The following is a 20,594-nucleotide window of genomic DNA, read 5'->3' on the forward strand; positions in this document are numbered from 1 at the left end:
GGCTTTGGTTGTTGTTGTTGTTGTTGTTGTTGTTGTTGTTGTTGTTGTTGTTGTTGTTGTTGTTGTTGGGGCTCTTCTGGCGCTATTGCTTTCGCACTATAAACAGGGCGTAAAAGCAGCAAACCTCATATCGCATTGAGCCATTCAGTTGGGCTCTTGAAAAGAAGGGAGCAGAGCAATGTGAGTCTGCCGGTTGGTGCAGGTGTAGTGGTGTTCGGGCGATTCAGAGTACTTGCCGCGGTCAGTTTGGGAATTCGGGATGCAAGCCCTGTGCTGTTTGAGCGGGGCGTTTGTACTTGGTCCGGGGGACCAAGTACCCCGCGAGTTCACAGGGCGCCCGGATTCCAGAATTGACAAGGGCACCGGTGCGTAGCACCGGCAAGTGCTCAGCCCGAACACCACTACACCTGCACTAACCGGCTCCCTGCTCCTGCTCCCTTCTTTTTACGAGCTGGCTCGCTATCAAGCATTGAGTCTCCCCAAGGCAACTCCACGAAGAAAGCCTCCCCTCAACAATACCTACGCACCTACGCAGCCCAAAAAAAACAGCCCCTGAAACCAGGGGCTGTAATTCCAACAATTACTGATCAGAACGAATATTGTTATCCCGCACAATCTGCTCCCAGCGAGCGTTACGCTGCTGCACCCATTGGGCTGGAGAAACCTTGGATGAGTCGTAGGCTTGAATATCCAGCATCCGCAAAGTCTCGGCGGTGGACGGACGCTTCACGATATCGCTGAGCAAATCGTTCCATGCCTTGATCTTCTCTGGAGGCGAACCCTTGGTGGTGAAAACCAGATACGAGAAGCTCTCGTTAAAGTTTTCCAATCCAGGCAGCTTTGCTTCGGCCAAAGTAGGAACCTCAGGCAGTAAAGGATTGCGCTTGCCACCAGAAGTCGCCAAGGGAGTCAGCAAACCTTCCTTGATCGGACCCAAGACACCGGCAATCGTCAAAAAGCCGCTGTCCAGACGCTCGCCATACATATCATTGACCACAGCGCTATTGCTGCGATACGGAATGTGATCCAGCTTGATACCGCTATCTTGCGTCAAGGCCGACATCATCAAATGCCCAGGCGAACCCATACCGGCCGAGCCGTAATTCATGGGCTTGGCGCGGGCGCGCTCCAGAAACTCGGCAGGTGTTGTGATGCCGGTCTTGCTGGGAACCACCAGAACCTGGTCAAAAGTACCCAGCAAAGACACCAGATCCAGGGACTCCCCGATCTTGAACTTGCTGTTGACGTAAATATGCGGGTTGGCTGTCGCAACCGTATCCAGTGTCAGCAGCAAGGTATTGCCATCTGGCTTGGCCCGGCCCACTGCCTCTGCAGCAATCGTACCGGCTGCACCCGCCCGGTTCTCCACCACAATCGTCTGGCCGGTGGTTTCAGTGGCTTCGCGGGCCAACATGCGACCCAGGACATCTAGCGGGCCTCCTGCCACGGAACTGACCACAATGGTGGCCACCTCGGCACTCTGGACTGGTGTAGCCAAAGGTAGGATCAGCGCACAAATGCTTACTTTGCGCAGCAAGGAAAGGGTGGGCATAGATGTCTCCAGATAGGGGTAATTAACAGTGTTCAGCTCACGCTATCGCCAAAGGCAAGGGACTGGTTTCGCTGTGAGCCATCATGGTATCGATCAATTGACACAAAAGCGTTGTTTTTAACGCTTGCGCGTCAGGTTCATTCCACAAATTATGTTGTTCCAGCGGATCGGCTTGCAGATCGTACAGCTCGCCAATTTGACCGCCTTCATACAGGCTCAGACGGTGCTGCTGCGTGACCAGCGAACGCAGCTTGGTGCGAATAGGCGTATTGAACAGCTTGCGCTGGTTTTCCTCTTCGATCAGTACGCCTTTGCGCCATTCCACAGGCTCCTTGTGCATCACTTTCAGCAAGGAGCGACCCTGGATGCCGTTGTAGGGCAGCTGGCCGGCACGTTCCAGCACCGTAGGCGCGACGTCAATGGTAGAGCAGACCGCCTCACTTGTGCCTTGAGTTTTCGCATCCTTGGGGTCAAACCAGATAAAGGGGCTGCGAATAATGCTTTGATAATGCACAGGGCCCTTCAGCATCAATTGATGGTCGCCCATGAAGTCGCCATGATCACTCATGAAAATGACGATGGTGTTTTCCGCCTGACCAGTGCGCTCCAGATGGTCCAGAATGTGCCCGATCTCGGCATCAATATGCGTGATGGAACCGTAGTTCAGCGCAATCGCCTCGCGGGCCTCGCGCTCGGAACAGGCAAACAGCGTAGGAGTGTGCTTGATGGCTTTGCCTTCATCGCGCAGCTGATGCAGCAATTGCAGATGGGCAGGCAGGGGATGCGGGCCCAGGTGGAAGGAGTCAGGCAGGCTGACCTCTTCAGGCTTGTACATATCCCAGTACTGACCGTGCGGAGTGAAGGGATGATGCGGGTCCGGGAAGGAGCACTGAATAAAGAAGGGCTGTTGTTCCTGGGCATATTTGTCCAGCACAGCGCGGGTCCGTTCACCAATCCAGGCCGTGGTGCTGTACTCTTCTGGCACACGGGTACGCCATGCCTGGCCAATGCGGCTTAACTCGTAGTCCGGAGTCGGGATGGCGTTTTCAGGGCCGGACAGGGCGGCGATTTCAGGGTGTTCATCCTGCAGCCAGCGGCCATAGTCGCCCCAGACCTGATCGCCGTGATCAATGGCCAGGTCCACGTGCTCGTAGCCGTAAAAAGGTAGCTGAACACCGTGATCGGCGCGATCGCGCCACCATTGGCCACATTCCTGGCCGTAATCGTTGGTAGGCAGAGGAGGGCGAGCTTCTCCCTTGGTCGGAGGATCATCCGGCCGTGGGTAGAGCGGGGGCGTATCCGTTATATTTTGCAGGTGCGCCTTGCCGACCAAAGCTGTGCTCCAGCCTGCCTGGCGCAGTACATCGACAAAGGTGCTGGAGTCCAGTGGCAGGGGCACACCATTGTGGCGGGCGCCGTGCACCGAGGGCATGCGACCTGTCATCAGGGATGCACGGTTGGGCATACAGATGGGGGTGGCGACGTAAAATCGGTCAGCACTCCAACCGCGAGCGGCTAACGCATCCAGATTGGGCGTTTTAACTTCTTTATTGCCGTAACAAGCCAAATGGTCTGCGCGGAGTTGATCCGCAATGATCAATAAAAAATTGGGTACTGACTGAGACATGAAGTGCCTATTTTGTAGCTTTGGGTATCCCCATTATGGAAGCAGTAGCCATAATGTTAAATTGAATAACTTGCAGGTATATATACCTCTTTCATATAGGTAAGTCATGAGCTGGAGTGAACGCATTCGCTTGAAGCATCTGCAGGTTTTAATTCGTTTGTGCGAAGAAAAAAGCATGAGCGATGTGGCCCGGCAGTCCAATATGACTCAGCCTGCCTTGTCAAAATGGCTCAAGGATTTTGAAGACAATATAGGCATGCCCTTGTTCGAGCGTCATGCTCGCGGCATTGAGCCTTTGCCAGCCGCCCTGGCGCTGGTTTCCCAGGCCCAGGGGGTGTTGAATCGCCTTGACCGCATGAATGCAACTCTGGAGCAATACAGGCAGGGTTTTCGCCAGCAATTTACTTTGGGTATTTCGCCTATGGTGGCTGCGGTTTATTTGCCGCAGTTGCTGGTGTATTTGCACGAGCGCGATCCACAATGCCATATCCGTATTCAAGAAGGCACGCTGGATATTTTGAGCCGTAATCTGGAACAGGGCGAACTGGATCTGGTCATTGGCCGTGTGGATGAAGCAGGCCGTAACCCGGCGATGGCGTATTTGCCTTTGGGTATGGTGCCTTTGGGGGTAGCGGCTTGCCGCAAGCATCCTTTGGCACAGCAAGATGAAGTCACCTGGGAGCAGACGCTGGAGTATCCCTGGATCTTGCCACCACGAAACAGCCCGATGCGGCGCAGTTTTGAACTGGGTCTGGATGCCAAAGGCCTGCCGTATCCCACCTGCGCCATTGAGTCCGCCTACGCACACACCAATGCCCGTGTGGCGGTCAATAGCGACTTTTTAGTGCCCATGACACGCAGCATGGTGCCGGTCTACCCGGAGCTGTGTATCTTGAACCTGGACTGGAGCGACCCGCGCTTGCATGGTCAACTGGGTCTGTTGTGGCGCCCGCAGGATTCGGGCGAACCGATGTTGGAAGAGGTAATTAGCTGGATGAGTAAGCAACCTCAAGTGGTGTGATTGTAAGTCGGGGTCAGCGCGGGCTGACCCTGAAAGAACTGACAGCTTGTTTTTCAAACTCATGTAACTAAAAATTGCCGTTATGTTACTTTGTTTCTTCTTAGCGAATTGATTGATGGGAACAATTCTGGAAGGCTGGAAAAACTTGCAAGCGATCAGTATTAGCTCGGTGCGCGACACACTGAGCGGGAAATATCATTCTCGTGACTTCATTCATGCCCGAATGGAGTATTTGCGCAGCCGTGTCATTCTGGTCGGCTTGTTATTTGCTTTGTTGACCCCCCTTTGGACTTTGATGGACTGGCTGGTCTTGCCCAGTTGGCCCGCGCATTTGATGGCGATACGGGTTTTAAGCCTGGGGGGACTGATCTTGTGTGTATGGCTGGCTTTCAATGGCCACCAGCGCATTACCCGCATTTATGTTTTAAGCGGCCTGGTCTTTATTTTGCCGGCCTCTTTTTACGCCTATATGCTGCTGACCCTGTCCGGGGCCGGCCAGTACGTTGTACTGGGGTATGGCTTTATTCCTTTTCTGTTGGTGGCCACCTTAAGCATTTTTCCTTTCACTTTGCTGGAATCAGCCTTGGTGGGGGGCGCGTTAATTGCTTTGCAGGTTTTGGCCAGTGTCAGTTCGGGAACCTGGCTAAGCATGAAAGGTTTACAGGATCTTTGGCTTTTGACAGCCTTGCTGGTCGTCGCTTTAACAGCCAATTATTTCCACCTGGGACTTTTGCTGCGTTTATATCGGCAAGCCACACACGATACCTTGACCGGCTTGTTGAACCGGGGTGCGATTAGCCGTCAGCTGGGACAGGGGCCAGTGCATGAAAGGCTGCATGTGCTGATGGTGGATCTGGATCATTTCAAGCAGATCAACGATACCCACGGTCACTCGGTAGGGGATGACGTGCTGACGCGTACTGCCTCTTTATTCAAGGCGCAGCTGGGGCCGGATGATCTGGCGGCCCGTTATGGTGGCGAGGAGTTTGTGCTGATTCTGGCCGGACGTAGTGATGCACAGGCCTTGAGTTTTGCCGATCTGCTTTTGAGCCAGGTACAGGCACAAACCTTTTATAACCACGACCGCGAGGCTTTTCAGATTACGGCCAGTATGGGTTTGGCGGTATGCCAGCCTGGTCAGGTGATTGAGGATGTCCTGATGCAGGCTGACCAGCGCTTGTATCAAGCCAAGCGCGCTGGTCGTAACCAGGTGGTAGCGAGGGATTAAGCCTGCCGGGTGAAGCACAAGGAAACGGGGCCTGGAGCGTGTACCGCTCCAGGCCCCGTTTGCTATTGACGGCTTAGTAGCGCAGGGTTTGGCTATCCTGGCTGGCCTTGTCGATGTCCTGAGCGCTGATGGCATCGCTCTTGCACTTGAAGGCAGCAAACATCTCCAACTGATCCGAGTGATGGGCGCTGGCTTCGCCTTCAGGATTGATGAAACCGCTTTGACCGGGAGCCATAACCGAGCACATGCGCACGCCGGTGGGGTCCAGCACATACTGGAATCGGGCGCTGCCGGTGTTCAGATAAGGCATGATGCGGCGCTCGTGTGCAGGGTCAGACCAAGGCACCCCAATCGCATTGCGTGCGGCGAACAGCATGGATACGGCTGGAGCACGCCATTGCTGGGCTTGTGCACCCTGTGATTTCTGTAGCGAGGCAGCAGCTTGCTCCAGTGCGTCCAGCACCAGTTCCTGGGCCGGGCGACCTTGCAGGAAATCAATTGTTTGTGGCACACCAGCAGCCGGGCCCTGAATGGCATTCCAGATCAGCTTGGCGGCCGCAGCGGGCTGGGCACTGCGCGGATCATCCATGGCCGGGTACAGGCTTTGTGTGTAGGTGTTGTAGACGCTGTCAGGCAAACGACCTTTCAGGAATACGGGCACTGCGGCTTGCATCCAGGCCTGCATCACGGCTGGGGCGCTGCCTTCGTACTGTTTGCCATTGCTGGCCACGTGCAGCTTGTAGTCCCAGCCTTTCAGTTGTTCGGCAGCCTGACGTGCCAGTGCACTGGCACGTGGCAGCTTGGCAGCTTCCTGGATGATGGGGGCGAAGTAGCGCGCATTCAGATCAGAGCGGGCACCCAGGGAGTCAATGCCCCAGATTTCTTCGTCACTCAGGCGCTGCTTGGCCTGTAGCGGTGCCAGCAGTTCCTGCACACGGTCCACATAGGAGAAGTTGGAGTTGTCTGCCAGCAAGGCACCGTAAGCCTTGTTATTCCAGCTGGCGATATAGCCTTGCTGCGGGTTCAGCACTTTGGGGTTGTGATCAAAGCTCAGGAAGCCTTGCCATTCCATACTGCCGTCGCCCGCTGCAGGGAACTGGATCGCCTGATTGGCTGGGCGCTTGGGCAAGAGGCCCAAGGCTGCCGCACCGATATTGTTCTGGGTGTCGGCATAGAACCAGGTAATGGAAGCGCTGACGCGCGAGGCCTGAGCCATGAATTGATCCCAGTTCTTGGCCTTGGCCGCATGGGCCCAGCCCAGCAAGGTTTCAATTTCCCGGCCTTCCCAGGTGCGACGGTTGGCGTAGGCGGTGTTGTTCTTTTTGTCCCAACTGCTGACATAACCTTGAGCTGCGCGGTAAACGTCCAGCGTCACATCGTCCTGACCACGCACCTTGATGCGTACCTGCTTGTGCTCCATGGGGTGCCAGGCATTGTTGTACCAGTAACTATGCGGGTCACCGTCTTTCAAGCGCAATTGGTAGACGTCATTGGTGTCCAGTGAACCCACGGTGGAGCCCCAGGCAATCTGGCCATTGGTGCCGAACAAAATAGCGGGCAGAGCAACGGCCGTGCTGCCGGTCAGGTCGTAGCCCGCACCGTGCAGGCCGACGCTATAGGTAATGGACGGCGTGTACCAGCCTTGTTGCGGGCCGTTGTACAGCACGGCATGACCGTGGCTTGTCTTTTCGGGGCCCAGCAACCAGGCATTGCTGGCAGTAGGTGTGCCTGCGGCCACGGTGGGGCCCAAGGCCACGGCTTGCTTGTGCAGGTAGTCCTGCGCCGCTTGTGCGGACAGAGCCTGCAAATGCGTAGGCAAATCGGCTAGCGCTGCCTTGGCGTCAGGCTGCGGAATAATGGTGGGGGCAGTCGGGTCGTTCAGCCAGCGTAGTTGTTTGTAAAGTTGTTCGCCACGTTCCGCGCCCTGGTCTGCTTTCAGGGTTTCCAGCAGACTCAGGTTGGCCACTTCGGCCGTGCCAGCAAAGAAGCGGTTCAGAATCAGGCCCACCCAGACCATGGCAATGTCTTCAGGCTGCCACTCAGAAGGCTCAAACCCTTTGTCCAGAAACTCCTTGGGCATCAAGGTGTCGCGCTGGGCTTTCACCTCGCGAACGCGTTGGGTGAAACCAGCGGCATAGCCCTCGAACATGGCGCGGTCCTCTTTGGACAGAGCGGCCAATTGTTTGCGGATAGAGTCCGGATCGATATTATTGTGAGTGACTTTATCCAGCTCCAGGAAGTCCGGTCCCAGAACTTCTGCCACGGTTCCCCAGCCAGAGCGCTTGGCAATTTCCATCTGGTATAGACGGTCTGTAGCCACGGCATAGGCATAGCCATAGAACAGGCCATAAGTGCTGTCGGCATAGATATGAGGAGTGCCGTAGCTGTCGCGCTTGATGGTGACGCTGCGCTCACTTAAGGGGGCGCTGGCACAGGCGGCCAGCAAGACGCTGGTGGTCAACACGCCAAGAGTCAGTCGGGATGGAAAGCGACGGGGAAAAGTCAAAATCTTGTCTCCAAAAGAATAGCCTGGAAGGCTACGTTTTTTTATCTCTTGAGAATATAACGTCAAAATTCTTTAGGCATTGATATTTCCAGGTGAAACCTTCTAGAGGATTTCCCCAGTAGAAGCGGGGTTTGGGAACGAAACTTGCTGGTTCTTTGTTGAACACATTTATTGGGGAGCCTTGTTATGGAACGCATTATTGCGGCGGAATTCGATACGTTTGATCAGGCCCAACAAGCTGCGAGAGTCCTGCAGGGGCTGGGCTTGGAAAGTCAGGATCTGCAGATTTTCTACCTTAAACCAGGAGGTCAACATGCGCAGTATCCGATTGGAGGTGACAGAACTTTGGACAAGGCTGCCCGAGGAGGTGGTTTGGGTGCCATCCTGGGTGTCGTTCTAGGGGCCGTCTTGGGGATCGCCCTGGGCTGGTGGTTATTGAGCATGACAAGCTGGCCTCAGCTGCTGTTGCTTGCCTTTGCGGCTTTGGGGGCTTACATCGGTGCCATGGTGGGCGGGATCGTGAAGCTGGGTGGCCATAAGCCTGAAAAAGAGCCTTTAAATCGTGTTTCGGGCGTCATGTTGGCGGCGCGTCTGGGGTCGGCCGAGGAAGCGGTACTAGTGCGCGAATTGCAGCGCAATGGGGGCTACGCGATTGAATGGGCCAACGGCAATTGGAGTGATGGCCAATGGCAGGACTTCAACCCAACGCGCACCCCTCAGTTATACGATTTACCCTCGGCGGGGCAGAAAGTTCACGAGACTCGCAGTGGCTGATTGCCACTTTGGCGCGGTGACTCCAGAGCAGTAGCTCATAAGCCTTTCTAGCGTTTTTAGCCGTTTGCTTCCCCTTTGCCGGATATGATGGAGCAGTTTATGAAAACCATGATTCGGCGCGTGCAGGAACCAGGCGGGGTGGTTGCGTTTTAATCTTTGGGCTTATTAAGTGTAGTCACTGTATATCGGTAGTTATCTTCTTTTCAGGCTATCTACTTTTTCTGCTCATTTCTTCTTGGTCTCCTTGCTTTAATGGCTTTCTGCGTGGCTTGCTGTGTTTTATGTTTAAAGTGTTCAAGGGTATATCCCTAGGTCTTGGCCGATTTACTCGCAAAAATACCATGTGTACACTTTAAATCACTAAAACAAGACAAGTTGCTGAGTCGTGTTTCGCCTCACAAGCCCACGGAGAAGACAATGAACAAGACATTTGCAGGGGTAGCACTGGCAGGAACGATGATGTTGCAAACCTTGGGGGCCACCGCTGCCGCCGAGGGGGTGATCAAGATTGGTGAGCTGAACAGCTATAAATCCCAGCCCGCTTTTTTGGGGCCTTATCGAAACGGGATGGAGCTGGCGGTTGAGCAGATCAACCAGGCCGGGGGGATTCACGGCAAGCAGCTGCAATTGATCATCAAGGACGACAACTCCAATCCCGGCGATGCGGTACGCGCTGCCGAAGAATTGATCTCGCGTGAAAAAGTGGATGTGCTGACCGGGACCTTCTTGTCCAATATCGGTCTGGCCATTACCGACTTTGCCAAGCATAAAAAAGTTTTCTTTCTGGCCAGCGAGCCGTTGACCGACAAGATCGTCTGGGCCGATGGCAACCGCTATACCTTCCGCCTGCGCAACTCTACCTATATGCAGGTAGCCATGCTGGTGCCCGAAGCCGTCAAGCTGAACAAGAAGCGTTGGGCCATTGTGTACCCCAACTACGAGTACGGTCAGTCCGCTGTTGCCACCTTCAAGAGCTTGATGAAAGAAGCCCAGCCCGATATCGAGTTCGTGGCTGAACAGGCTACTCCTCTGGGTAAGGTCGATGCTGGTGCCGTAGTGCAGGCTTTGTCCGAAGCCAAGCCTGATGCGGTCTTTAACGTGCTGTTTGCGTCCGACCTGGCTCGTTTGGTTCGGGCTGGTAATCAGCGCCAGTTCTTCAGCCCTGCCTTGCCAGTAGTCAGCATGTTGACTGGCGAGCCGGAGTATCTGGACCCCTTGGGTGAAGAAACGCCAGAAGGCTGGATTGTGACAGGCTACCCTTGGTACGCCATCGACACGCCCGAGCACAATGCCTTCCTGAAAGCCTATCAGGACAAGTACAAAGAGCACCCACGCCTGGGCACGATTATTGGCTACAGCACCATTGTGTCGATTGCCGCCGGTATTGAAAAAGCCGGTTCTACCGACACGGAAGCCATGATCAAAGCCTTCCGTGGTCTGGATGTGGTCACACCTTTTGGTCCCATCACTTACCGTACGCAAGATCAGCAATCCACGCAGGGGGCGTATGTGGGTGTGCTGGCCAAACAAGACGGCAAGGGCATCATGACCAATATCCGTTACGCCGATGGCAAAGATGTACAGCCTACGGATGAGCAAGTCAGCCAGTGGCGTCCTGCCGCGGCCAATCAATAATTCCAACAACGCAGTATTTCGTAGATCGGCGCGCCGTCTGGCGCGCCACTTCTGACGCGAGGCAGTAATGGCCTTATCGGGTTTATGGGTGCAGTTCCTTAACGGGCTGGCCGAGGCATCGTCTTTGTTCCTGGTGGCGGCGGGTTTGTCCCTGATCTTCGGGGTGACACGTATCGTCAACTTTGCACACGGTTCCCTGTATATGCTGGGCATCTACATGGCGTACTCCACCGTGCAGTTCATGGGGGGCTCGGCGCTGGGGTTCTGGGCAGGCTTGATTGTGGCGGCCTTGCTGGTCGGCGCCTTGGGGGCCTTGCTGGAGATCGTGCTGCTGCGGCGTATTTATAAAGCGCCCGAGCTGTTCCAGTTATTGGCCACTTTTGCCCTGGTGCTGGTGATTAATGATGGCGCTTTGGCCGTGTGGGGGCCGGAAGATCTGCTGGGGCCGCTGGCTCCGGGTTTGAACGGCTCTATTTCTATTGCAGGTCGCTTCTTCCCGGTCTATGACCTGGTGCTGATCGTGATCGGTCCGGTGGTGCTGGGCTTGCTGTGGCTCTTGCTGACCCGTACCCGATGGGGTGTGCTGGTGCGCGCCGCGACCCACGACAGACAAATGCTGGGTGCGCTGGGTGTGAATCAGGCCTGGTTGTTTACGGGTGTGTTTGCCTTGGGTGCCTTCCTGGCGGGTTTGGGTGGTGCTGTGCAATTGCCGCGTCAGCCCGCCAATCTGCTGCTGGACTTGAGCGTGATTGGGGATGCCTTTGTGATTGTGGTGGTCGGTGGCATGGGCTCCATCCCCGGCGCTTACGTGGCTGCTCTGATCGTCGCTGAATTGAAAGCCCTGTGTATTGCGCTGGGCACGGTCACCTTCTTTGGTGTGGACTTTGCCTTTCCGAAGTTGACGCTGGTGGTGGAATTCATCTTCATGGCCGTGGTGCTGGTGTTCCGGCCCTGGGGCTTGTTCGGGCGTGCTCAAGCTGTCAGCCGTAACTCGGCTCCTATCGAAGCGCCCCTGCGTGCTGGTAGTGGAGCGTTCCAGATCATGGTGCTGGTGGTTCTGGGTGTGATGGCGGCCTTGCCTTTGATGAGCGACTGGTTCCCGTACGCACCCGTGCTGGCTCTGGATATTCTGGTTTTGTCCCTGTTCTCGTTGAGCCTGCATTTCATGATGGGGCCAGGGGGCATGAACTCCTTTGGTCATGCTGCTTACTTTGGTCTAGGCGCTTATGCGGCTGCCCTGTTGTTCAAGGCGGCGGCCTTGTCCATGGGCTGGTCTCTGGTCTTGGCTCCAGCTGTCGCAGGTTTGGGTGCGCTGATCTTTGGCTGGTTCTGTGTGCGTTTGTCCGGTGTTTACCTGGCCATGCTGACCCTGGCTTTCGCACAGATTATCTGGTCGATTGTGTATCAGTGGGACAGCTTTACGGGTGGCTCCAATGGCGTGGTCGGTATCTGGCCTGCGGAGTGGCTGTCGGGTGATCGCTACTATTACTTTGCCTTGCTGCTGGTGGTGGCAGCGGCCTTCCTGTTGCGTCGCATCTTGTTCTCCCCCTTTGGTTACGCCATGCGTGCCAGCCGGGACTCGGCCTTGCGGGCCGAGGCCATTGGTATCCCCGTCAAGCGCGTGCAGTGGCTGACCTTTATTCTGGCAGGTACGTTTGCCGGTCTGGCCGGTGCCTTGTTTGTCTTTTCCAAAGGTAGCGTCTCGCCTGAAGTGATCGCAGTGAACAAGTCCGTGGATGGCTTGGTCATGGTCTTGCTGGGTGGTTTGCAAACTCTGGTTGGGCCAGTGGTGGGTGCAGCCGTATTCACTTTGCTGCAGGATTTCTTCCTGGGCATTACACAGTATTGGCGCGCCTTGTTCGGTGGCGTGATTCTGCTGCTGGTTCTGGCTTTCCCGCAGGGTATTGCCGGCTTTTTCAAACGCTGGGCGCATCGCCGCGTAGCACCGGAGGCATCGTCATGAGTTTGCTGCAAGTACGAGGTCTTAAAAAAGCGTTTGGCGGCAATCTGGCCGTAGACGGTATCGAGTTTGATGTGCAGGCCGGAGAGTTTCTGGCCTTGATCGGCCCCAATGGGGCTGGCAAAACCACCACCTTCAATATGGTGGGCGGGCAATTGACGCCTACAGCCGGGTCAGTGCGTTTGGGCGATCAGGAACTGGTAGGGCTGGCCCCGCGCAAGATTGCTGCCTTAGGGGTGGGCCGTACCTTTCAGATTGCTGCGACTTTTGCGTCTCTGACGGTGGTGGAAAACGTGCAGATGGCCTTGCTGGCACATCAGAAAAAACTGTTTTCCTTCTGGCGTCGGGCGGCTCAGTTCGAACGGGCTCGTGCGCTGGATTTGCTGGATCAGGTGGGTATGCTGGCGCAGGCTGAACGCCCTTGTAGCGAGCTGGCTTACGGGGACGTGAAGCGGGTAGAGCTGGCGATTGCATTGGCCAACGATCCCCGTCTTTTGCTGATGGATGAGCCTACGGCAGGCATGGCCCCCAAAGAGCGTAATGAGTTGATGCGCCTGACCAAAAAACTGGTGATCGAACGCAATATGGGTGTGCTGTTTACCGAGCACAGCATGGACGTGGTGTTCGAGCACTCGGACCGTATGTTGGTACTGGCCCGTGGTCGGCTGGTGGCAGAAGGGGATGCAGACTATATCCGTCAGCATCCCAAGGTGCAGGAGGTGTACTTTGGCACAGGCAAAACATTCGAGAACAAGGAGCCAGCATGACGCAGGATTTAGTAGCCGGTTCTGAGCGGGTTGCCACAGGCGTGGTCGACAAGCAGCCTTTGCTAAGTGTGGATGGCTTGAATGCCTGGTACGGTGCCGCGCATATCTTGTTTGACCTGTCACTGACCGTGCGACGTGGTGAAGTGGTCGCCTTGATGGGGCGTAACGGTGCGGGCAAGTCCACTACCTTGAAATCCATTATGGGTTTGATGGAGCGCTGCGACGGTCATATTGAATTCATGGGCCAGGCCATTCACGACAAGCAGCCCTTTGAAATCGCACGTGCGGGTTTGGGCTTTGTGCCCGAAGACCGGCGTATCTTTACCGACCTGAGCGTCACGGAAAATCTGGAAGTGGGACGTCAGCCAGCACGGCGCTGGCCCGATGGTACAGCAGCTCCGCACTGGCAGCCCGAGCGCTTGTACAGCCTGTTTCCGAATCTGGGTCAAATGCAGGACAGGCCCGGTGGGCAGATGAGCGGGGGCGAGCAACAAATGCTGACCGTCGCGCGCACCTTGATGGGCAATCCTTATCTGGTCTTGCTGGACGAACCATCCGAGGGCGTGGCTCCCGTGATTGTGGAGCAGATGGTGCACATGATTCTGGAGCTGAAGCAGGCCGGTGTCAGCATCTTGCTGTCCGAGCAGAATTTGCATTTTGCCGAGCTGGTGTCGGATCGGGCTTATGTGCTGGAAAAGGGGCAAATACGGTACAGTGGCGCCATGCAGGAATTAAGTGCCAACGAGCAAGTGCGGCGCACTTACCTGTCCGTCTAACTTCGGGCCTCCCCGTATTGGAGGCCAGACCGGCTCCAGGAGAACACCATGGCAGATGCACGTCCCAATCCTCAGGTAGTGATTGATTTCTGGGTTGAATCAGGGCCAGAGAAATGGTTTCGCAAGTCCGATGACTTTGACCGGGAATTTCGCGAACGGTTTTTGGACTGGCACGAACGTGCTGCCAGGGGCGAGCTGGATGATTGGGCACAGACGGCAGAAGGAGCCTATGCCTTGCTGATTCTGCTGGATCAGTTTCCGCGCAACTCTTTTCGCAATACCACGCGCATGTATGCGACCGATGAAAAGGGGTTGGCGATTGCCAAGGAAATGGTGGCCAAGGGGCTGGATAAACAGATTCCGGTGGAGCGTCGGGTGTTTTGCTACTTGCCATATTCCCATGCAGAGAACCTGGCCGATCAGCAAGAGGCCGTGCGTCTGAATCAGGAAATTGGCCGTCCCTGGCTGGACCACGCTGAGGAGCATCTGGATGTGGTGGAGCGCTTTGGTCGCTTCCCGCACCGTAATTCGATCCTGGGGCGTACTACCACGGCGGAAGAGCAGAAGTTCCTGGAGGCCGGTGGTTTTTCCGGCTGATGGGTTTTGAGTCCGGGCCAGGCTGGGATCTTGGGCTTGGCCTGGGCCAAGTCTGAAGGTGATGCACCATAAAACAGAGGCGGCCAGGTGAAAACTTGAAGCCGCCTTTGGTTCGTTTACCCCTTATCTAAACACTATCTGCGGACCAGCCCGGTCTACAAGTGTCCCTTTTGCTCCCGTATGGTTGCAATCTTGTCTTTCAGTCCTGTCCAGGCTGGTTTGTCCGGAGCAAAACGCGCCCGCATATAGTTGAGCAAATCTTCCATCTGCTCGTCATTCATGCTGTTCTTGAAACCGGGCATGGAGCCCAGAGCAGGCTGTGCCGGACGGGTAATGCCGTGCATCAATACCTGAATCGTATTGTCCGGATGCTCGCTGTGCAGATTGCTGTTCAAGGCCAGGGACGGGCGGGCACCAAATAGCACCGGCCCACCGCGCGGGTCGTGACAAACAGCGCAAGCGCCGTTGAACAGGTTTTCGCCCGGCATCAACATCACTTCCTTATTGCTGCGGCTGTTCTGCTCCAAAAGCGCGGCCTGGGCGGCGTGCGTTTGTTCTTGTTCGCTCTCGACCGGGTTCAGGCTGCTTAGATAATGCGCCATGGCGCGGACATCGGATTCAGGCAGTTCTGCCAAACCCGCCACGACCGGTCCCATTGGTCCTGCTGCCACGCCATGACGGGGCGAATAGCCGGTACGCAAGTACTGGTACAGCTCCTGCTCTGTCCAGGGGATGGGGGCTTTGGACAAGCTATTGAGTGCAGGCGCTTCCCAGTTGTCCGCAAAACCACCGGCCAGGAAATTCGCTTCACCCCCTTTCTCGGCTCCCAGCATATTGCGCGGGCTATGGCAGGCGGCACAGTGGCCGCTGCTATTGACCAGATAGGCTCCCCGGTTCCACTGCACAGTTTGCGTGGGGTCCGGCACGTAGGCATTCGGATCACGGTGAAACAGCAGGTTCCAGCCCGCTACCAAAGGCCGCATATTCATGGGGAAGGGCAGTTTGGTTTCAGGCACTTCGGATTTCACCGGCTCTTGCGTCATCAAGTAGGCATAGAGGGACTGCATGTCCTCATCGCTGATCTTGGCAAAGGCCGTGTAAGGGAAGGCCGGGTACAGGTGGCGACCGTCCTGATGAATACCTTCGCGCATGGCACGTTCAAAGGCTTTGTAGCTCCAGCTGCCTATGCCGGTTTCTTTGTCCGGGGTGATGTTGGTGGTATAGATTGTGCCAAACGGCGTATCCAAACCCAGACCGCCCGCATTGGGTATGCCGCCTTCAGCGGTGTGGCAGACCATGCAGTCGCCCGCAATCGCAACCAGGCGGCCGCGTTCGATGGCCAGCTCTGAAAAGATGGAGGTATCCACCTGGCCGACCGGTGCAATGGCAGGTCGCCAGGGCAGGGCACTCAAGACTGTGCCGGTGGCGACCGCGGCCAAGGCACCCCACCAGGCTTTGCGTTTTTTGCTGCTGCCTGTCTTATCGGCCTGATAGCCCAGTGTCAAAGACTGTTCGCTAAAGGGCGCACTGGTCAGGCGTATGCCACTGGCATTGAAAATTGCATTGGCAATGGCGGCAGCGGCAGGCAGTTCCACGCCCTGATTCCAGGCCAAAGGCTGGCCTACAGCAGACTCCCGTTTGACCAGCTGAACGGCTGGCTTGTCGGCTGTTTCTTTGACGGGGCTGTCGCTGCTACCTTCGCCGCCTTTGCCCACGCCCTTGGCCAGCAGTTGCTGCGCCCAACGGCCTAGTCGGTCTGCCAAGGCGGGTGCAGACTCTGGGGCCTGCTCGGCATTGCCCAGTTCGGTGCTGTCGTGGCCAATGGTCAGCTTGTCTATGCTGAGTGTGCCTTGGCGGGTATCGACGCTGACATCGACAGCCCAGGCGGACCACTGCTCGCGTGCAGCTTGCCCGGGGACGTGTTCAACAATATGGCTGTAGGCCAGCCCGCGACCCTTGCGTAAAGGGCCTTGATGGGCGGGCAAGGGTTCGGACCAGTCCGACTGTTCGGCAACCCGTTGCAGAAGATCTCGACCTTGGGGACTACTGACTTGTTCCAGTCGTGCCGCCAAGGGGTCCAGTCCCAGGCTGTGGCAGTCTTGATCGAACTGCGACTCTTGAGCAAAGATCGTGGCCTGGGCCAGGCTGTCGGGGTCGCTGCTGGCGGCTGCGCCATCATAGTTAGGCGTAGGGGCGGAGAAGTAATCGCTTTTTACGGCCGGGCCGCTGCTGGGCAAACCTGGCTGACCGCAAAGAATGGCCGCCAGAGAAGGGCGCGCACCGGACAAGGTATTCAGTTGCCAGCGGGTGGCCCGCAAATGGGCATTCAGGTCGTTTGGCTCTGCAGTGCCTTTAAAGACACTCAGGCGAATGATGTCTGCACTGTGGCTGGCACGAATTTGTACGGCCTGGGGGCGCCCAAAGGCCATGACTGCCGCATCCATGGCACAGTCGTAAGCATCGGCCTGATTACCGGCAATATCCTGCAAATGGATCTGTTCGCTGGGCAGGCCGCTCAAGGCTTGCAGCTCAATCAGCAGGGCCGCGGGGCGCTGCGTATGCGCCCAAACATAAAGCTGTTTGTCGTGATAACAGGCACGGGCCCAGGCAGTTTCCTGATGCTCGGCGGCAGATTGCCATTCATAGCTTTGATCGGGGGTGCTAAGCGTAGCAGCAACTTCCTCATTCGCTGGAAGCGTAGCCTGGTTTGCCGCTACGGGCGTAGCCCAACGTGCATCCAGCAAAGCAGCGCCTTGCTGAGCCTGCTCGGCTTGCACCGCCAGCACACCCAGAAAATTGCCCATATGCACACAGGCCACGACACCAGGCACTTGCAGGGCGGCCTGCTGGTTTACTGTCTGTAATTCAGCACCCAGATACTGCCCGTTCTCGTACGACCAGTAAGGAGGCCGCACAACAGCGCCATGCAGCAGGCTGGTGCCAGCAGGCAGTTCCGGCCACAACGCTCGGGAAAGGTCTTGTACTGAATGACTCATTGCCGGGCCTTTGCGACGCGTACGGCGGCTTGCATGATTTCTACGTGCGTGCCGCAACGGCACAGGTTATAGCGCAGCTCGTCCCGAATTTGCTCTTCGGTGGCTTGCGGATTGCGTTCCAGAAGGGCCTGCACAGTCATGACCATGCCATTGAGGCAATAGCCGCATTGTGCGGCCTGGCAGTCAATAAATGCCTGCTGAACATCATTAGGCTGGCCGTTCCGGGCCAAGCCTTCCAAGGTAGTGATCTGACGGTTTTCTACCAGGCTGACAGGCACAACGCAGGAGCGGGCGGCCACACCATCGACCAGCACCGTACAGGCGCCACATTCACCCAGGCCACAGCCGAATTTGGGGCCATTCAGTTCCAGGTCGTTACGCAATACATAAAGCAGCGGCGTATCGGGTTCCACCTCGATGATGTGGGTCTCTTGATTGACCCGCAAGGTGTGCGGGCGAGTACAAGGGTTCATGGGTTTCACCTTTGGTAGATCGCACCTTGTTGTCGGACAGCGTGTGCGGTGCTTTTATCAGCTCGGTATTGATATGCTTAAATTAAGTGTATACACTTTAATTTATAGAGTAAATAGATTCTACTACTCCCTTGAGGTATCAATCAAAGCCCTCTTGGGAAGCCGTTCGAAATTCGGTCTAATCTTATTTAATATAGGGTTTACACTGATTATTAAGCCCTTGATTTTCTCTTTATAGTAGTTGCGATAAATGGGTTGAAGCGCACTGCATTTGTTTTTATTAGGGCGTGTACGCTAGTAATCAATGTTTTGCCAGGGGGCGTTTCAGGCAGGTTTTCAGGGATGGAGCCCTGATGGCCGGTTTCCAGCCCCTTATATAAAGCCCAGCCAGGAGAGTGTGATGTCTTACGATGCGCCGCGCCACCAGCAGCAAGACTTGCTCAGGGCGTCTGGCACCTTGCTGATTTTAGCGGCACCGGCGCGGCCTCCCAAGCCTTCGCCCGGCCAGCCCGGCGTGGTGTCCGAGTATTTGCAGGCGCACGACGATGTCTTTGTCGCCGTGTCCGAACAGGGCTGGGTGCGCGCTTTTAATGGGCACGTGGATCTGGGTACCGGCATTCAAACTGCACTGAGTCAGATTGTGGCCGACGAGCTGGATGTGCCCATGGCACGCGTGCAAATGGTGCTGGGTCATACCGATGCGGTGCCCAATCAAGGCCCCACCATCGCCAGTGCTTCGATTCAGATTCATGCTGTGCCGCTGCGCAAGGCGGCGGCTCAGGCACGTCAATTGCTGCTGGCACAGGCCGCAGAACGCTGGGCACTGCCTGCCGAACAATTACGCGTGGAAGACGGTACCATCATTGCCCCGGACGGGCGTAGCCTGACTTACTGGAAACTGCTGGAGGGTCTGGAACTGCGGGCCTATCTGGATAAAGAAACTCCCACCAAACCGGCCGAACAATTGCGCATTGTAGGGACAGCCCAGGCGCGTGTCGATATTCCGGGCAAGGTCGCAGGGCAGTGGGTGTATGTGCACGATGTGCGCGTGCCCGGTATGTTGCATGGCCGCGTTGTGCGTCCTCCTTATATAGGGCGTGATAGCGGCGACTTCATCGGTTGCAGCCTGGAGTCTGTGGACGAGGAGTCCATCCGTCATATTGGCGACGATGTGCGAGTCGTGGTGATTGGCGACTTTATTGGTGTGGTCGCGCGTCGTGAAGAACACGCTATGCGTGCTGCCCGCGAATTGAAAGTGCGCTGGAAAGCGATTCCTCCGCTGGAGGATATGAGCAATCTGGAGCAGCTGATTCGTCGTCAGCCCATGACAGAGCGTTTGCTGGCCGATAAAGGGCCGGGTTTTGACGAGCTGCCGCCAGAAGGCAAACGCTTGAAGCGTAGCTATGTCTGGCCTTTTCAGCTGCATGCCTCTATTGGTCCGTCTTGCGCGGTGGCGGACTATCAGCCCGGTCATAGCCGGATCTGGTCAGGCTCGCAGAACCCGCATATGTTGCGCGTTCATTTGAGCCAGTTGCTGGACGAGGACGAGGCCGGTCTGGAGATCATCCGTCACGAAGCGGCCGGTTGCTATGGCCGTAATTGTGCTGACGATGTGTGTGCGGATGCCTTGCTCTTGTCCCGAGCCGTAGGTGCGCCGGTGCGTGTGCAACTGACGCGAGAACAAGAGCACGGCTGGGAGCCTAAAGGCGCTGCTCAGTTGATGGATGTCGAAGGCTCCATTGATGCCCAAGGGCAACTGCGTCATTACGATTTTGTGACCCATTACCCCTCCAATGATGCGCCGAACCTGGCGCTCTTGTTGACGGGGCGGGAGTCGGCGGCCCCCCGTCAGTTGGAAATGGGGGACCGTACGGCCGTACCGCCTTACAGCTATCCCAAGCAGCGCATTGTGTGTCAGGACATGCCCGCGATTGTGCGCGCTTCCTGGTTGCGCGGCGTGTCGGCCATGCCCAACTCTTTTGCGCATGACTGCTTTCTGGATGAGCTGGCAGTGGAAGCGGGTGTGGACCCCTTGACCTATCGCCTGCGTTATCTGGATCAGGATGAACGTGCTCAGGAACTGCTGCAGGCGGTGGCGGATAAGGGGCACTGGCAGATTGGGCAGCGTGGTTCGCGCGGGCAGCCGGATGAGCAGGGCTATTTGTATGGCCGTGGTCTGTCGTATGCCCGTTATATACACAGCAAGTTCCCTGGTTTCGGGGCGGCCTGGTCAGCCTGGTTACTGGATTTGCGGGTCCATATAGAAACGGGCGTGATCGACGTGCAGAAGATTTATGTGGGTCAGGATACCGGGCAGATGGTGAACCCGGCCGGTGTGCGTCACCAGATTCACGGCAATGTGATTCAGTCCTTGAGCCGCACGTTGTATGAACAGGTGCGCTTTAACGCACAGGGCGTAGTCAGTGCGGAGTGGGGTGCCTATCCCATTGTGGATTTCCCGCGTATCCCGCCCATAGAGGTGATTTTGATGGACAGGCAGTCCGAGCCGCCTATGGGGTCGGGCGAATCCGCCTCCGTACCCTGTGCCTCGGCCATTGCCAATGCTTTGTTTGATGCAACTGGCCGACGTTTTCGGCAGGTGCCTTTTACACCGGATGTGGTCCGGGCCGCGCTGGCTGCTACGCCTCAAATGGCCTAGGCAGCAGCAGTTTTCATGGGTCG

The 20,594-nt window shown here is 56.5% G+C and carries 14 protein-coding genes; 9 read left to right on the forward strand and 5 right to left on the reverse strand.

The window, feature by feature from the left end; genetic code table 11:
* Positions 1-580 precede the first annotated feature (580 nt).
* The gene (locus D0C27_RS19025) at positions 581-1,552 is read right to left on the reverse strand and encodes a Bug family tripartite tricarboxylate transporter substrate binding protein (RefSeq protein ID WP_009464013.1); all 972 of its coding nucleotides are present in this window, start codon (positions 1,550-1,552) and stop codon (positions 581-583) included.
* Between the two features lie 37 nt (positions 1,553-1,589).
* Positions 1,590-3,179, reverse strand: a complete 1,590-nt coding sequence (locus D0C27_RS19030) for a sulfatase family protein (protein WP_137431459.1) — start codon at positions 3,177-3,179, stop codon at positions 1,590-1,592.
* 106 nt (positions 3,180-3,285) lie between these two features.
* On the opposite strand from D0C27_RS19030, the gene D0C27_RS19035 reads away from it, so the two are divergent.
* Both D0C27_RS19035 and D0C27_RS19040 read left to right on the forward strand, forming a co-directional pair.
* A complete protein-coding gene (locus D0C27_RS19035; protein WP_009464011.1) occupies positions 3,286-4,200 on the forward strand; it encodes a LysR family transcriptional regulator in 915 nt (304 codons plus the stop codon).
* A 115-nt stretch (positions 4,201-4,315) separates the two neighbouring features.
* Positions 4,316-5,428, forward strand: coding sequence for a GGDEF domain-containing protein (locus D0C27_RS19040; protein WP_009464009.1), 1,113 nt, complete (start codon positions 4,316-4,318; stop codon positions 5,426-5,428).
* 73 nt (positions 5,429-5,501) lie between these two features.
* Here D0C27_RS19040 and D0C27_RS19045 read toward each other — a convergent pair whose 3' ends face one another.
* Positions 5,502-7,934: a penicillin acylase family protein gene (locus D0C27_RS19045; protein WP_083054511.1), complete on the reverse strand. Its 2,433-nt coding sequence runs from the start codon at positions 7,932-7,934 to the stop codon at positions 5,502-5,504.
* Positions 7,935-8,120: 186 nt separating this feature from the next.
* Between D0C27_RS19045 and D0C27_RS19050 the strand changes: the two genes are divergently transcribed.
* The 6 genes from D0C27_RS19050 to D0C27_RS19075 all read left to right on the forward strand — a co-directional run bounded on the left by D0C27_RS19050 (position 8,121) and on the right by D0C27_RS19075 (position 14,443).
* Positions 8,121-8,708 (forward strand): hypothetical protein, encoded by a 588-nt coding sequence (locus D0C27_RS19050; RefSeq protein ID WP_009464005.1) that lies wholly within the window; start codon positions 8,121-8,123, stop codon positions 8,706-8,708.
* A gap of 417 nt (positions 8,709-9,125) precedes the next feature.
* On the forward strand, positions 9,126-10,343 hold the full coding sequence (locus tag D0C27_RS19055) for an ABC transporter substrate-binding protein (RefSeq protein ID WP_115634371.1): 1,218 nt from the start codon (positions 9,126-9,128) through the stop codon (positions 10,341-10,343).
* Positions 10,344-10,410: 67 nt separating this feature from the next.
* Positions 10,411-12,306 carry an ABC transporter permease gene (locus tag D0C27_RS19060; protein ID WP_035273689.1) on the forward strand — a complete coding sequence of 632 codons (1,896 nt, stop codon included), beginning with the start codon at positions 10,411-10,413 and terminating at the stop codon, positions 12,304-12,306.
* Positions 12,303-13,070 (forward strand): ABC transporter ATP-binding protein, encoded by a 768-nt coding sequence (locus D0C27_RS19065; protein WP_035273692.1) that lies wholly within the window; start codon positions 12,303-12,305, stop codon positions 13,068-13,070. Before D0C27_RS19060 ends, D0C27_RS19065 begins: the two co-directional genes overlap by 4 nt.
* Positions 13,067-13,846 carry an ABC transporter ATP-binding protein gene (locus D0C27_RS19070; protein ID WP_240688279.1) on the forward strand — a complete coding sequence of 260 codons (780 nt, stop codon included), beginning with the start codon at positions 13,067-13,069 and terminating at the stop codon, positions 13,844-13,846. The genes D0C27_RS19065 and D0C27_RS19070 overlap by 4 nt, the downstream gene beginning before the upstream one ends.
* Before the next feature lie 48 nt (positions 13,847-13,894).
* The gene (locus tag D0C27_RS19075; protein WP_137431460.1) at positions 13,895-14,443 is read left to right on the forward strand and encodes a DUF924 family protein; all 549 of its coding nucleotides are present in this window, start codon (positions 13,895-13,897) and stop codon (positions 14,441-14,443) included.
* 155 nt (positions 14,444-14,598) lie between these two features.
* Here the strand turns inward: D0C27_RS19075 and D0C27_RS19080 are convergent, their stop codons facing one another.
* Positions 14,599-17,439, reverse strand: a complete 2,841-nt coding sequence (locus tag D0C27_RS19080) for a c-type cytochrome (RefSeq protein WP_137431461.1) — start codon at positions 17,437-17,439, stop codon at positions 14,599-14,601.
* Positions 17,436-17,912 (reverse strand): (2Fe-2S)-binding protein, encoded by a 477-nt coding sequence (locus tag D0C27_RS19085; protein ID WP_035273699.1) that lies wholly within the window; start codon positions 17,910-17,912, stop codon positions 17,436-17,438. The genes D0C27_RS19080 and D0C27_RS19085 overlap by 4 nt, the downstream gene beginning before the upstream one ends.
* A 400-nt stretch (positions 17,913-18,312) precedes the next feature.
* Here D0C27_RS19085 and D0C27_RS19090 point away from each other — a divergent pair, with 400 nt between their 5' ends.
* Positions 18,313-20,571 (forward strand): xanthine dehydrogenase family protein molybdopterin-binding subunit, encoded by a 2,259-nt coding sequence (locus D0C27_RS19090; protein WP_137431462.1) that lies wholly within the window; start codon positions 18,313-18,315, stop codon positions 20,569-20,571.
* Positions 20,572-20,594: the final 23 nt, after the last annotated feature.

It is taken from the genome of Alcaligenes faecalis (genome assembly GCF_005311025.1).
GTDB classification, from domain to species: Bacteria; Pseudomonadota; Gammaproteobacteria; order Burkholderiales; family Burkholderiaceae_B; genus Alcaligenes; species Alcaligenes phenolicus.